Genomic DNA, 14061 nt, shown 5'->3' with positions numbered 1-14061 from the left:
GCGAGTTTGCATGAAGACAGAAGCTTTCAGTGAGCTATTCCCTCTATTTAAGGGTGCTAACCCAGAAACCTTGGGAGGGCTGCTATCAAATGCCGTCAAGCATGAGTATCCCCCGGGCCGAGCTGTGGTGATGGAGGATTCTTGGGGCAACGCGATTTACTTTGTCGTGTCTGGCTGGGTAAAAGTCCGCCGCTTGTCAAACGATCGAGCTGTATCAATGGCTATTTTAGGACGGGGTGCCTTCTTCGGCGAAATGGCCATTCTGGACGAATCTCCCCGATCGAATGACGTACTTGCTCTATCGCCCGTGCGACTTCTCAGCGTCACAGCTCAGCGATTTATCCAAACCCTGTTTAAAGACCCGCAATTGCACCACCGGATGCTGCAACTGATGGTGCGGCGACTCCGCCAAACCAATCTCCGCTATCAACTCCGAAACCGCCAGCCTGCGGTTAAACTAGCAAATACTTTAGTCGAGCTGGCAGAAAACTACGGTCAGAAAACTGCTGAGGGCAAAGATATCTTCAATATTCCTTATGAAGACTTAGCTGATGTCACAGATATCACCCTAGATGAAACCAGCAAAATTATGGAAAAACTCGATAGTAAAGGTTGGATCAAAATCGATCCAGACCACCAAACTATCCATTTGCTCAACCTCAAGCACTTGATTAATTTGGCAAGTCAATGACTGATGTTACTTCTTTGGATACCTCGTCCGCTGCCGGCAACCGTGAGGGGCAACTAACAGCACCGACAATTCAATATTCGGTGGCGATGCCCAATCCTGAATCCCATCTCTTTGAAGTAACTTTGCGCGTGCAAGGTTGGTCGGAGTCGGTTCTGGATTTAAAAATGCCTGTCTGGACTCCCGGTTCTTACTTGGTTCGAGAGTACGCCCGCCACCTGCAAGATTTTAGCTCGCTATCGGGCGATCGAGCTTTACCTTGGCGCAAGCTCAGCAAAAATCACTGGCAAATCGAGACCGATTCGGTGTCAGATATCACGGTTCGCTACCGCATTTTTGCCAACGAACTGACAGTGCGAACCAATCATTTAGACTCGACTCACGGTTATTTCAATCCGGCGGCTTTGTGCTTTTTCTTGCCCGGTTTTGAGAGCAACTGCTACACCGTAACCGTTGTGCCGCCGCAGCCGGAATGGCGCACCGTTACTACTTTGCCGCCTGTTTCTGGCCAAAATCTTACTTTCGCTGCTGCGGATTTTGATACCCTTGTCGATAGTCCTTTTGAGATTGGCTGTCACGAAGTGTACGAGTTTGAAGTGATGGGAAAACCCCACCAGCTAGTTGTTTGGGGGAAAGGCAATTTAGAACCCGATCGCACGATTCGAGACATCCAAAAAGTGATCGAAGTTGAGGCAAAAATGTTCGGCGGTTTGCCTTACGAACGCTATGTGTTTTTCCTACATTTGTCCGGCTCTGGTTTTGGCGGTTTGGAACACAAGGAGAGTTGCACTCTCAACTATCCGCGTTTTGGTTTTCGGGCTAAGGAAAAGTATGAACGCTTTATTCAGTTGGTAGCTCACGAGTTTTTTCACCTGTGGAATGTCAAGCGCATTCGACCGAAAGCTCTCGAAGTATTTGACTACGAAAAAGAGAATTATACTCCTTCTTTATGGTTCTCTGAAGGCACTACAAGTTATTACGATTTGGTGATTCCTTTTCGCTCAGGTCTCTACAGCGTGAAAGGTTTTTTCCAAGGTATGGCTAAGGAAATTACTCGCTTGCAGACGACTCCGGGGCGGAGTGTACAGCCTGTGAGCGAGTCGAGCTGGGATGCTTGGATTAAACTTTATCGCCGGGATTCTAACAGCGACAACTCGCAGATTTCCTATTATTTGAAAGGGGAAGTTGTTTCGTTTTTGCTCGATTTGTTGATTCGCGCCAAACACGGCAATGAGCGATCGCTCGACGACGTGATGCGTTTGATGTGGCAGAAGTTTGGCAATGCTAATTCTGCCCAAAACGGCGATTTTGACCTGAAGTCGGAAACAGACGGCAAATCGGCGCATTTAACCTCAAACGGACACTTAAATTCTCCTTCGCTACCCGCAGAAATAGGCTTTACTCCAGAACAGTTGCAAAGTGCGATCGAGTCCGTCGCCGGCATCGATTTGAGCGACTTTTTCGCGCGCTATATAGACGGCACAGAAGAGTTGCCTTACAACAAATATCTGGAACCTTTCGGGCTGGAACTCACCGCAACTGAAACTAGCGAAATACCTCGCATCGGTTGGACGTTGGGAACGGAAAACGGGCGGGAAATGGTTAAATTTGTCGAAGTAGGATCTCCGGCACAATTGGCCGGAATTGATGCTGGGGACGAGTTGCTGGCGATCGAAGGTTTTCGTGTAAATTCTGAACAAGCGGGCGAGAGACTAAAAGATTTCAAGCCTGGGGATATCGTCTCGGTGACAGTTTTTCACCAAGACGAACTGCGGACTTGTCCTGTTACTCTCGCCCCGCCGCGCCCGATGCGTTACTCGATCGTGCCGGTGGAACAGCCCACTGCTATTCAGAAACAAAACTTTACTGGATGGCTGGGAGTTCCTTTATCGAAATTGTGACCTAACAGAAGGTGAACGGGAAAGAAAAGACCAGAAGAAATCAAGCTCAATTCCCAATTCCCAATTCCGCTAGCATCCTCCTGGTAAAATTGAATCACCCGTCAATACTCAACTATCATTCAGTTTTTCGACTGACAGTTAACAGTCAACAGTCAACAGTCAACAGTCAACAGTCAACAATAATTCCGGTTGCACCGGAATTAATATTACCAATTACCCATTTTGATTATGCAAACCCCACCTCCTCCATCAATTACGCCCCGCCAAATGAATCTGCTGAGAATTGTTGCTTCTATGGCCTGGGCTGACGGCGAACTCGCCACAGAAGAAGTTAATTTAATGCTCGATCGCTTTTGTCGTTTGTTTGCCCCAGATACCGACGGACAACAAATGCAACAAGAACTGCGGGATTACATCATGCAAAATATCCCCCTTGACGAGTTGATCGGCCAACTAGAAACTCAAGATGAAAAGGAATTAGTCTTGCAACTAGGCTATGAAGTGATTTCATCTAGTTCTCGCACTCCCGATGAACCAAAAATTAACGCTGAAGAAGCCGCAGCTTATCAAAAATTAGTGCAGTTGCTGAATCTTTCAGAGGATGTGGTCAAGCGTATTGAAGCTGAATCATCGGCTGCAGATACTTCAGAGGGAATTGTCGAGAAGATGGCTCAAAAATTAGAAAAGTTCATCAAAGGCTAGTTCGGGACTTGCGTGCGCTTGGCTTAAAAACCCGGTTGATTTCTAGATTTCTCGTTACTCAACCTGGAATTTTTCGTAGAAACCGGGAATAAGCCTGCCATCGGTAAGTCTTGTTAGGTAAGTATCGAAATAATATTTTTCTGAGTGCAACTATTTACAACTAAATCAGAAGGGAAATAAACCGGATTGTGGCTCCCAATTTCCTAAGATATACTAACAAAAAAACACGGAAAAGTCGAGAATATTTTTCATCGCCTGGAACGGTAACAGAATTTGCGTGAAGCGAAGCTATCCCGCAGGGAATCAATCGCCATTCCCGCGCGCTGCCTTACCCTTAACGAGAATTAGGGACTTAGGCAAAGCCTAAATCCCTAATTGATCTACAGATTTTTTGCGATTACTGAAAGTGATATCGTTTCCGGTTGCATCAGAATAATAAAATCGAGTCAACAGTCAACAGTCATTTCGCTCGTACAACCGGAATTGATATGAATCCAACCAGTCATTAGTGCGGTAACTTGCTGAGGGCGTGCCAAGTTCTGTAGCCGACAATTCCATCTTGCGGTAAAGCCATGCTCAGTTGCAATTGTCGCACTGCTACATTTGTCATCGGCCCGAATAATCCGTCAATGAATCCGAAATAGTATCCATTGATTTTCAAGACATTCTGAACAATTTTAACAGCATTACCAGAACTGCCCTTCATGACGATCGGCATATTCACAGGTGCACCAGAGTATAGTGCTTCCCAAGTGAGAGGGCCGACAATCCCATCTTCTTTTAAAAAGACGCGGTGTTGATAGCCTATGACCCCGTTGTAAACTTGGACGCCGAAAATACCGTCAATCGACCCGAAATAATAACCCCAATGAAATAGAAGCTGTTGTAGTTCCTTGACAGCTTGACCTGTTGAACCCCTTTGCAAAGTCGGTTTGTTTACTCCAGTGGTTTCAGCAAATGCCAGAGTTGATTGAGCAGTAGTATCGGCGACAAGAGCCATAGTTTCATTGTTCAAGCTTCTTTCTTCGGTGTACATAATGTGGTTCCTCTCAATATTTAAGTTTTGGTGTTTGATATTTCAGGTATAACTGGTGGGATTTGTGGATGCACAGTCACTTTTTAGAGTGTCACTCATGTGAGTGTCGCTCGTTTGAGTTACCCGTTGGTTTGTCGTAACTGAGATATTGCACCATTCTCAATTAGCCGTAGGGGCGGGTTCGCCAACAGCCTTAAAGCTTGCAAATAGGTTCTATAAACCCGCCCGACCCCACGAAAAATCCTCTTATTGATATTGCTGCAAGATGTCAGTCGTAAGGAATGCAAGTTGTAATATCTTTATGAGGACTTCCGTTGTCAATACAAACCAAGGGCTAAGGTGCGCGGTGCACACCTACCCAATACAAAGATGGGGGGTACGCACTCTACCAACTCATGTCGATTGTTTACTTAGGAATGAGAATTAAATAACTTGCATTTTTTGTAGGTTGGGCCCGTGGAACGAACCCTCCGTTTCACTCCACCCAACGCCACGCTTGATTGTTGGGTTTCGTTCCTCAACCCAACCTACGGAAGTTATTTAATCCACGATCCTTAGCAAATTCTCGCAATGTTGGAATTAAATACTGTGTCAAAGTAAAGGCATCTACTCCTAATTCCGTCCGTTCTTTAGCAGCCATGATTCCGGCTTGAGCGTGCCACCAAGCTGCTGTTACAGCAACTGATTTGGGGGGGGATTTGCGGGCGATCGCACTTGCTAATAGTCCCCCTAACAAGCCTGTGAGAACGTCGCCGCTGCCGCCTCTGGCGAGGGCTGGAGTGCTTTCGGGATTGAGGTAGGTGATGGTACGTGAAGCGTAGCTATCCCGTAGGGAATCGCCCTCATCCTTCCAACTTATGCACACTCTGGCTCCTTTGAGCAATATCGTTGCACCGCAAAGCTGAGCTGCTGCTTGACTTGCGGCAATTCGATCGTCGCCGGTTTCGTCGGCTAATTCGGGAAATAAACGCTTGAATTCGCCCGGATGAGGCGTGATAATTGTCAGTGCTGAGCGTTCGGACAAAATCGGGACTGTGCCGAGTTGAGCGAGGATATTTAAACCGTCAGCATCTAAAACCAGAGGTCGATCGCTCTCCAGTACAGATTCTACAGCTATTGCCGCTTCCAATGTCAGACCTGGCCCTGCGGCGATCGCATCATAAGAACTCAAATCAATTGCTACTGGTAACTCGCTAATTGCACCGCTTTGGGTTTCGGGACATCCTATAACTAATGCCTCTGGCAACTGACAGCTCAACATCGGTTTAAGCGACTCAGGAACAGCAATGGATAGCATTCCGATGCCGCTTGCTCTTGCTCCCAAGGCTGCCAAAATTGCTGCTCCGCTGTAGCGGCGGGAACCTGCAATAATTAGTATGTTACCGTTGGTATATTTGTGCGAAATTGGCGATCGGGGTAACGGCAAATGCTGAGTTGCCGAGGCTTTTGTAATGCGTTGTATTGCTGGCGTTTCGCCCAATATTGCTGCAATATCTGCTGTGGGAATATCAAAATCAATTAATTCGGAAATGCCGATATATTCTAACGCTCTGTCTTGCAGAAATGCCATTTTCCACAATCCCAAACATAATGTATGTTTTGCCCTAATTGCCGTTCCCAAAACTTCTCCTGTATCTGTATGAATTCCCGAAGGAATGTCTATACTTAAAATTGGTATATTTAAATTATTTATTTCGTCAATAGCTGCTGCGCTAGCGTTAGTAATTTCTCGTTCTAATCCAAATCCAAATAAACCATCTACGAGCAACTCACAGTTTTTCAGCCCTTCAACTTTATCAATAAATGGAATATTTAAAGAACGCGCATAATCAGCGTGAGTTTTCGTGAGTTCCTTAAGTTTAGAAAACGGGCAGTAAATAACTACTTGGAACCCTTGAAAGTGCAATTCGCGGGCAACAACCAAAGCATCGCCGCCGTTGTGTCCGGGCCCAACCAATACGCCGATAACTGGCAATAGAGAATTAACAAGCTTTTTCCCTTCTTCCCTTTTCCTTCTATCCGTTAAATCCCGTACACTGCTAGTTGCCGAACTTCCTTCCGCTTTCAAAAGCTGCTGAATGCGTCTAGCAATCAGTCCCGCGACTTTTTCCATTAAAGCTGCGACTGGCATTCCCGCAGCAAAAATTCTCGTTTCTATTTGCCGCATTTGGTCGGCGGTGACAACAAATTTTTGAATGGTCATATTAATGCTAAAATTTCAGCTAACAGCAGCAGTGGCAATTTGTAGTATACTTGTGGTATAATAAATTAGCTCGATCGAACAAAGTAACAGTAAAATAGCAATTTCTCCCCAACCATGAACAAGATTGTTGTAGGCCTCTCCGGCGGGGTCGATAGTTCCGCAGCAGCCGCAATTTTACACCATCAAGGATATGAAGTGGTGGGTTTAACGCTGTGGTTGATGAAGGGCAAAGGCCAGTGCTGCTCTGAGGGAATGGTCGATGCCGCTAAAATTTGCGAAGATTTGGGCGTTCCCCACCACATTGTTGACAGCCGCGAGGTCTTTCAGGCAAGTATTATTGATTATTTGGTGGAGGGTTACAGTGCAGGAGTTACACCTCTGCCTTGTTCGCAGTGCAATAAAACTGTGAAGTTCGGGCCGATGCTTAAGTTTGCTCGCGAAGAACTCGGAATTGAAAAAATCGCTACAGGCCACTACGCTAGGATTACTTACGATGCTGCTACTGGTCGCTATCAGTTGCTGCGGGCGATCGACCCTGCGAAAGATCAGTCTTATTTCCTGTACGATCTAACACAGGATTTGTTGGCGGGTACGGAGTTTCCTTTGGGGGAAATTACCAAGACAGAAACTCGCAGAATCGCGGCAGAATTTGGCTTGACAACTGCGGATAAGCCGGAAAGTCAGGATTTGTGCTTGGTGGAAAGTAACGGTTCGATGCGGGCTTTTCTGGATAAGTACATTGCGCCACAAAAGGGTGACATTGTGGACAAGTCAGGGCGGGTGCTCGGACAGCATGACGGTGTTCACCACTACACCATCGGCCAGCGGAAAGGACTTGGGATTGCTGCACCGGAACCGCTGTATGTGATTGAACTTGATGCTGCTGGCAATCGGGTAATTGTGGGCGATCGACAGTTGGCAGTAGAATCTGAATGTACAGTCCAGAAAGTGAATTGGGTTTCTGTAGCTGCACCGACGACTCCGATTCGGGCTCAGGTACAGATTCGATATCGATCGCGCCCCGTCCCCGCTACAATTATTCCTGTGGAACCATCCCAAGCAGAGGAAAAAGTCGGCGGTACAAGAGTTAAGTTGATTTTTGACGAACCGCAGTTGAGCATTACCCCCGGACAAGCGGCTGTTTGGTATGACGGCGATGTGCTGTTGGGCGGTGGCATTATCGAAAGAAACCAAGTCCCAAATTAAGGCAAGGGGCGGGCTAGAAGCCCAACCCCTACTCCCCACAAGAAACTTCCCACAAGAAAATTCACTCTTTGTGGAACAGGCCGAAAAGCCTGTTCCCAGAAGCCCACAAGAAACTTCACTCTTTGTGGAACAGGCCGAAAAGCCTGCTTGTGATACCCACCTACAAAAAAACTCACTCTTTGTGGAACAGGCCGAAAAGCCTGTTCCCAGAAGCCCACAAGAAAATTCACTCTTTGTGGAACAGGCCGAAAAGCCTGTTCCAAAAGGAAACTTATATTTCCTTTCACGTACATTTACCTAGGTAACTTTTTTTCCAAACGCAACACATTTCCCCTAACATTAGTGCGGTAAACCCAAGTTTGCCTACCATCAGAAACCACAACCCGCCAACCTTCGACAATCATTTGACCGCAAATTTCATCCGCTTTCGCGAGTCCTAAACAAGTATTCGGCCAACTTTGTCCGCTTGATTCAGTTACTTTCAACTTGTCAGCAGCAATGCCAGTGGAGTCCGACAACTCTCGGCGAACTGCTTCTGCTACGGTTGCGGGCAATTGCTTCGGGGGATTTTTGCGCGTACCCTCGGCAAAATTCCCCGGTTCGGAAGTGAGAGTATCGAGTGCCAATACCGAATAGCTGATGTTTTGGGGCACTGCGGCTGAGGAAAATTGCTGCGCGGTTTGCTGCTGTTGCCTTTCCAACTGGGCAAGGGAATCTTTGATGGCGCCCGCGTTAGCTGCTGCGGTGTGTCTTAGTGCCGGATACATTTCCCATACCAGAATTCCTGTGAGCACCAAAGCCAAGATTACTGGATTGGGCTGCTTTTGGTCTCGGTTTTTATTTTTTTGAAATTTATTTTGGGAGATTCTTTTCATAATATGCCCTCTGCCTCACTTTACACAATGCGCGATCGCTCCTGAACACTCAACTGCAGATACTTATTTAGACACTATTGCTGGTGCTATTGGTTCCTTTGTGCAGAACCGATTTGACTGCTGGTGCGTGGGGGGCAAGTATTTTCTACTCGCTGTCGGCAGTTGTGTTTCAGGAAACTTGCACTACCCAGTTATTACTTAATTTTTACTTGTTGTCTCCGGGTATTAAGAAAAATTTATGCTTAAGTAAATATTCTTAAAAGCCTCTACTCCTGCCCCCGAATCTCAGTACAAATTACTATTCTTCGTTCCAAAACTGCTAAACGTGTTTTAGACTGGGGGAGGCGAGCTCAGCCAAGGATATCACAGGGATGCCACAAAAATTGTTGCCACTGGACGAAAACGCATTAGAAATTAAATCAGCTAAGCTGTTCGGCATTTAAAAGAGGATAGTAGGGTGCGTCATTACAGAATTGTTTCTCGCATAAGCGCGTAAGTGTTTACTCCTGACGCACCTACAAGCCTCGTTACTGGTTTAAATGCTCCACAGCTTATCGCTGATTAATTATATTAGCATTCGGGTTTTCTAGAGCGATCGTCCCCGCAACTACTTTAGTAGCGATCGCTACTTTTTTAGTACAATATTCTTAAAATCTATCGATTATGAACAGAAAATCCCTGGGAATCCATTTAATGAATCGGCTGAGCTATCCTCAAAAATTTACCTTAATTGGTTTTCTATTTGCAATACCGTTAACCTTGGTCATGTACCTGCTAATTTCCGAAATTAACAGCAGAGTTGATTTTGCCCAAAAAGAAATCTACGGAAATGAATACCTGCGGCGACTGCGCCAGTTGAGGGAATATATACCGAAACTTCAACTCTTAAATTATCCGAATCAGAGGTTAAATCCTAGTTTAAGCAATTCAGAATTCAGAACAGATTTAAAAGCCAAGATAGATCATAAATTTCAAGCGATAGCTAATACAGATAGCCAGCTTGGAAACACATTAATTTCCAGTAAAAATTTTAATAATATTTATCAAGATTGGCACAATTTCAAACTTCGCCACAGCCATTGGAGTTTAGAAACTTACGATTTTTTCTATCAACGTTTAGCTACAGACATTGATAGACTGAGCGCTCGCGTCGGCGATACTTCTAATCTAATTTTAGACCCGGATCTAGATACCTATTATTTGATGGATGCTACTTTGCTGAAACTTCCAGAAATCCAAAAAATATTGTCAGAGATTAGGCTGATCTCTCAAATAAAAAACTTGCGTTCCGATGCCACACCTGAAGAAAGAGCGAAACTGATTACTTTGGCAGGCAAATTGAGAGAAATTAATCAGGATTTAGCTATCAATATGGAGGTAGGATTTAGCAATAATCCTCACGGGAATCTGATCCCGAAATTAAGGGAGTATTTAACAAACTTTAACTCGGTAGTAGAGCAGCTAACTGAGCAACTAGATAAACTGATTAAGCCCACAGCATTAGTGGAATATTCTGCCTATCTTGATGGGAGCGATCGAGTTCTGAATTATAGTTTTGAACTGTGGGATAAAACTATCAAGGAATTAGACTTTCTCCTGCAAAAACGCATTGATAGTTTCGTTGCCAAGAAACGCATAATTTCTATTGTTGTGTTAATAACCTTAGCCATAGTTATTTATTTATTTGTAAGTTTTTATAGAAGCGTTATGCAAACTGTGTTTGTCCTTGACGAAGCTGCAAAAAAGATGGCAAGCGGCAATCTTGACCACAAAATTATTTTGGATAACAGAGATGAACTGGGGCAAGTTGTGGGTGCTTTTAACAAAATTGCCGATGCCTTAGTTGGTGCAAATCAAGAAATTACTGTTCTCAACGATCGCCTAAAAGCAGAAAATATGCGAATGAGCGCTGAACTAGACGTTACTCGCAAGATTCAGCAGATGCTGCTGCCCAAAGACTTAGAACTCAATGAAGTTGTGGGGTTAGATATTGCGGGATTTATGGAAGCTGCTGAGGAAGTAGGGGGCGACTATTACGACGTACTCCAACACAAAGGTAGAGTAAAAATTGGCATTGGAGATGTGACGGGACACGGATTGGAGAGCGGTGTTTTAATGATTATGGTGCAAACGGCAGTAAGAACTTTGCTCGCCTACAATGAACCAGACCCAGTAAGATTTTTAAGTGCTATTAACAGTGTAATTTATGATAACGTGCAGCGGATGAAATGCGACAAAAATGCTAGCCTTGCCTTGCTAGACTATGAGGAGGGGATGCTGAAGTTGAGCGGCCAGCACGAAGAAATGATTGTTGTGCGGTGTAACGGTTGTGTAGAGCGGTTTGATACAATCGATTTGGGTTTCCCGATCGGGCTGGATGTAGATATTGCTGAATTTGTTGCTGAGAAAATTGTGCATTTGCATTCAGGAGATGTGGTTGTGCTTTACACTGACGGGATTACGGAAGCTAAAAATATGGATAAACTGCTTTATGGTTTAGATAGGTTAATTGAGGTAATAAAAATTCATTGGCAGCGTTCTGCTGCCGAAATTAGGCACGCTGTAATTAAGGACGTGCGATCGCACATCGGCGAACAAAAAGTTTTTGATGACATCACATTGCTGGTACTCAAACAAAAATAACTACTTGAATATCCCTCCTAAAGTTTAAAATATATTCAGTGATCCCCTCATCTCAAACTTTAGCTCTCACATCGATATGACTCAGATTTTCGGAGATTTCATCGAGCAGCCCGCTAGCCAAGAATACTTAATAATTGGATTTTCTCCGAGTTCGGTTCCTCTCAAGCAGCGGTGGCGGAACAACGGTTTGTCTGCTGATTTTCTGGCTGATTACCTGACGACTTTTTTTCCGGGCAACCAAGATGAACCCTCGACAATTGAAAGACAAGCTGAAATAAAAAGTGCTGTTAGCTACATTGCCAACGAGTTATTGGAAAATGCCATGAAGTTTAATGATGAAACCTCCGACTACCCGATCGATATTAAACTGCAATTAGAGAGCGAGGGAGTGATTGTCTCAGTGGCTAACAGCATCTCTCCGCAAGCTGTGGACAAGTTTCAGGCTTATATTCAGGAGTTGCTGGCCTCGGAGCCAAGCGAACTTTACCTTCAGCGGTTGGAAAAAAATGCTGCTGACGACAACAGTACCAATTCGGGATTGGGTTTGTTGACCATGCTCACCGATTATACCGCCAAACTTGGCTGGAAATTCCAGACCGTGCACAAAGACCCGGAAGTAATTGCGGTGACAACTATGGTGCAATTAACAGTATAAGCAACGCTGGCGATCGATAATATCTAAGGGACTTTTTTTTGTGGCTATGGAAATTAATACAGAAGATTACCAGATCTGTTACGATCCAGCAACGGCAACCGTGAGTTTTATTGGATCTCTAAGGCTGAGCGGGCCTGCTGAGTACGCGCCGATAGCGCAATTGCTGACGAAGGTTGCCGAGGTGGAACCGACGAAAATTACCCTCAATTTGCAGCAGTTAGAATTTTTGAACAGTTCTGGCATCAATATGCTATCGAAGTTTATTATCGAGATCCGCAAAACAGCCAGGGTGCAAATGGCGGTACAAGGCTCTCAAAGCATAGCTTGGCATGGTAAATCTTTGAGGAATTTCCAGCGCCTGATGCCTGGTTTGCAGTTGGATTTTCTATAAAAACACGATTACTTTTAGGGTGCGAAATGTTAAGTAATTTTTTGTTAGTCGAGGCGCAAATTCTCGAGTTATGCTGGAAGAACAACCATCTAGAGAACAGCTACTTTTAGAGATAGAAAGATTGCGCCAGCAAGTGGAAGACTTGAAGGAGGAAAAAGCGGATCTGGAAATCTTGCTGGAAACTACTGCTGAACATTCCGATACGGTTGAAACTGAGTTACGCTCTCGCGCATTCGAGGCGGTGCGCGAAGGCGAAATCAAGCTGGCTCAATTTCTCGAAGCGATTCCGGTAGGCGTGGTAGTGCTCGATTCTCAAGGCAAACCTTACTACGTAAATCACGCCGGACAGCAGTTACTCGGTCAAGGAGTTTTGCCCTTAAATTCTGTTGAGGATTTGTCAGAAAGTTATCAAATTTATATCGCGGGAACGGAGACAATTTATCCTTTCGAGAATTTGCCACTCGTCCGAGCTTTAAGGGGCGAAAACGCGACTGCTGACGATCTGGAAATTCATCGAACCGACAAGAAAGTTCCCCTAGAAATTTGGGGAAGGCCAATTTTTGACGATGGTGGCAAAGTTGCTTTTGCGATCGCAGTTTTTCAAGATGTCACGGAACGCAAAGAAGCTGAATCCCAGCGCCATTTATTTATTAAGGAACTATTTGACGTTAACCAAAATTTAGAAAAATCCCTGGATGTCGAATCAGACTTAACTGATGCCTACGGTAGATTTGTGCCACACCAATTTCTAAATTTGTTGGGATATGAAAGTATTATAGATGTCCATTTAGGCGACCAAGTGCAGCAGGAAATGTCGGTGCTATTTGCGGATATTCGCGACTTCACGACGCTTTCAGAAACTATGACTCCCCAAGAAAATTTTAAATTTATCAATGCTTACCTTTCGCGGATGGAGCCTGCGATTACTAGCAATAACGGGTTTATTGACAAATACATCGGCGATGCAATTATGGCTTTGTTTAGTGACTTTGCAGATGATGCAGTGAAAGCGGGTATTGCAATGCTAAATATCCTCAAAACTTACAACGAATACCGTCAAGGCGTCGGCTACGTCCCGATTCAAATTGGCATTGGCATCAATTCGGGTTCTTTGATGCTGGGGACAGTCGGGGGTAAAAGCCGGATGGACAGCACTGTGATTAGCGATGCTGTTAATTTAGCATCTCGCATTGAAGGATTGACCAAAGATTACGGCGTACCTCTGTTAATTTCTCAGCAGACTTTGGAACGGTTGCGAAATCCCACCGATTATGCAATTAGAATTGTGGATAAAGTACAGGTAAAAGGAAAATCTCAATATGTCGTAGTCTATGAGGTATTTGATGCAGATCCGCCCGAAAGTTTGTCGGCAAAGCTAGCAAATTTGTCTGTATATAATGAAGCTATGTTACTGTGCGAGCGGAAAGAATTCCGAGAAGCAGGAAAATTATTTGAAGAGTGTTTGCGAACAAATCCCAGCGATCATGTAGCTCGCATTTACCTGAAACGCTGTCGGGATTGGCGATCGCTCCTCAAAGGAATTTAAAGCAGCTTACTCGATTTTAGATTTTAGATTGACTCCATATAGCAATTCTCGCATCACTTGTGAATTTCTTACTTTCTCCCCGCAGGTTCGGGGAGGGTTGGGGTGGGATAAAAAATTTACGACTCCTGTAAGGATTGATATATATCTTAAGAGTGATGACTGACCTCTGGAATCTGTCAAAGGTTTGACATACTCCCCAGCTATCAAGGCGAGGG

At 44.8% G+C, this 14061-nt stretch carries 12 protein-coding genes; 9 read left to right on the top strand and 3 right to left on the bottom strand.

Annotation, left to right across the window (positions count from 1 at the left end):
- Positions 1 to 10 precede the first annotated feature (10 nt).
- From QUB39_RS15110 to QUB39_RS15100, 3 genes are all read left to right on the top strand, one after another.
- Positions 11 to 691 (top strand): Crp/Fnr family transcriptional regulator, encoded by a 681-nt coding sequence (locus tag QUB39_RS15110; RefSeq protein ID WP_333054019.1) that lies wholly within the window; start codon positions 11 to 13, stop codon positions 689 to 691.
- On the top strand, positions 688 to 2589 hold the full coding sequence (locus tag QUB39_RS15105; protein WP_333054018.1) for a M61 family metallopeptidase: 1902 nt from the start codon (positions 688 to 690) through the stop codon (positions 2587 to 2589). Before QUB39_RS15110 ends, QUB39_RS15105 begins: the two co-directional genes overlap by 4 nt.
- Before the next feature lie 228 nt (positions 2590 to 2817).
- Positions 2818 to 3291, top strand: coding sequence for a TerB family tellurite resistance protein (locus QUB39_RS15100; protein WP_333209439.1), 474 nt, complete (start codon positions 2818 to 2820; stop codon positions 3289 to 3291).
- A gap of 505 nt (positions 3292 to 3796) precedes the next feature.
- Here QUB39_RS15100 and QUB39_RS15095 read toward each other — a convergent pair.
- Positions 3797 to 4327 carry a peptidoglycan-binding protein gene (locus QUB39_RS15095; RefSeq protein ID WP_333209438.1) on the bottom strand — a complete coding sequence of 177 codons (531 nt, stop codon included), beginning with the start codon at positions 4325 to 4327 and terminating at the stop codon, positions 3797 to 3799.
- Between the two features lie 517 nt (positions 4328 to 4844).
- Positions 4845 to 6530, bottom strand: a complete 1686-nt coding sequence (locus QUB39_RS15090; RefSeq protein ID WP_333209436.1) for an NAD(P)H-hydrate dehydratase — start codon at positions 6528 to 6530, stop codon at positions 4845 to 4847.
- 114 nt (positions 6531 to 6644) lie between these two features.
- Between QUB39_RS15090 and mnmA the strand changes: the two genes are divergently transcribed.
- Both mnmA and QUB39_RS15080 read left to right on the top strand, forming a co-directional pair.
- Complete coding sequence (mnmA, locus tag QUB39_RS15085; protein ID WP_333054014.1) at positions 6645 to 7736, top strand: tRNA 2-thiouridine(34) synthase MnmA; 1092 nt, start codon at positions 6645 to 6647, stop codon at positions 7734 to 7736.
- 70 nt (positions 7737 to 7806) lie between these two features.
- Positions 7807 to 8037, top strand: coding sequence for a hypothetical protein (locus tag QUB39_RS15080; RefSeq protein ID WP_333209433.1), 231 nt, complete (start codon positions 7807 to 7809; stop codon positions 8035 to 8037).
- Here QUB39_RS15080 and QUB39_RS15075 read toward each other — a convergent pair.
- The gene (locus QUB39_RS15075; protein ID WP_333054013.1) at positions 8030 to 8611 is read right to left on the bottom strand and encodes a hypothetical protein; all 582 of its coding nucleotides are present in this window, start codon (positions 8609 to 8611) and stop codon (positions 8030 to 8032) included. The two genes, QUB39_RS15080 and QUB39_RS15075, sit on opposite strands and share 8 nt — an antisense overlap.
- A gap of 663 nt (positions 8612 to 9274) precedes the next feature.
- Here QUB39_RS15075 and QUB39_RS15070 point away from each other — a divergent pair.
- From QUB39_RS15070 to QUB39_RS15055, 4 genes are all read left to right on the top strand, one after another.
- On the top strand, positions 9275 to 11254 hold the full coding sequence (locus QUB39_RS15070) for a SpoIIE family protein phosphatase (RefSeq protein ID WP_333209431.1): 1980 nt from the start codon (positions 9275 to 9277) through the stop codon (positions 11252 to 11254).
- 76 nt (positions 11255 to 11330) lie between these two features.
- The gene (locus tag QUB39_RS15065) at positions 11331 to 11909 is read left to right on the top strand and encodes a DUF6272 family protein (RefSeq protein WP_333054011.1); all 579 of its coding nucleotides are present in this window, start codon (positions 11331 to 11333) and stop codon (positions 11907 to 11909) included.
- Between the two features lie 46 nt (positions 11910 to 11955).
- Entirely contained in the window at positions 11956 to 12300 is a 345-nt protein-coding gene (locus QUB39_RS15060; RefSeq protein WP_333209470.1) for a slr1659 superfamily regulator, read from the top strand.
- A gap of 70 nt (positions 12301 to 12370) precedes the next feature.
- Complete coding sequence (locus QUB39_RS15055) at positions 12371 to 13846, top strand: adenylate/guanylate cyclase domain-containing protein (RefSeq protein ID WP_333054009.1); 1476 nt, start codon at positions 12371 to 12373, stop codon at positions 13844 to 13846.
- The last annotated feature ends 215 nt before the right edge of the window (positions 13847 to 14061 follow it).

The organism is Microcoleus sp. AT8-B5 (genome assembly GCF_036705565.1).
Lineage (GTDB): Bacteria > Cyanobacteriota > Cyanobacteriia > Cyanobacteriales > Microcoleaceae > Microcoleus.
This window is presented reverse-complemented; position numbering and strand designations above follow the sequence as displayed.

What these genes read in the sequence shown, in the direction of transcription:
- QUB39_RS15110 (WP_333054019.1), top strand. Translation starts at nt 11, where the DNA reads ATGAAGACAGAAGCTTTCAGTGAGCTATTCCCTCTATTTAAGGGTGCT.
- QUB39_RS15105 (WP_333054018.1), top strand. Translation starts at nt 688, where the DNA reads ATGACTGATGTTACTTCTTTGGATACCTCGTCCGCTGCCGGCAACCGT.
- QUB39_RS15100 (WP_333209439.1), top strand. Translation starts at nt 2,818, where the DNA reads ATGCAAACCCCACCTCCTCCATCAATTACGCCCCGCCAAATGAATCTG.
- QUB39_RS15095 (WP_333209438.1), bottom strand. Translation starts at nt 4,327, where the DNA reads ATGTACACCGAAGAAAGAAGCTTGAACAATGAAACTATGGCTCTTGTC.
- QUB39_RS15090 (WP_333209436.1), bottom strand. Translation starts at nt 6,530, where the DNA reads ATGACCATTCAAAAATTTGTTGTCACCGCCGACCAAATGCGGCAAATA.
- mnmA (WP_333054014.1), top strand. Translation starts at nt 6,645, where the DNA reads ATGAACAAGATTGTTGTAGGCCTCTCCGGCGGGGTCGATAGTTCCGCA.
- QUB39_RS15075 (WP_333054013.1), bottom strand. Translation starts at nt 8,611, where the DNA reads ATGAAAAGAATCTCCCAAAATAAATTTCAAAAAAATAAAAACCGAGAC.
- QUB39_RS15070 (WP_333209431.1), top strand. Translation starts at nt 9,275, where the DNA reads ATGAACAGAAAATCCCTGGGAATCCATTTAATGAATCGGCTGAGCTAT.
- QUB39_RS15065 (WP_333054011.1), top strand. Translation starts at nt 11,331, where the DNA reads ATGACTCAGATTTTCGGAGATTTCATCGAGCAGCCCGCTAGCCAAGAA.
- QUB39_RS15060 (WP_333209470.1), top strand. Translation starts at nt 11,956, where the DNA reads ATGGAAATTAATACAGAAGATTACCAGATCTGTTACGATCCAGCAACG.
- QUB39_RS15055 (WP_333054009.1), top strand. Translation starts at nt 12,371, where the DNA reads ATGCTGGAAGAACAACCATCTAGAGAACAGCTACTTTTAGAGATAGAA.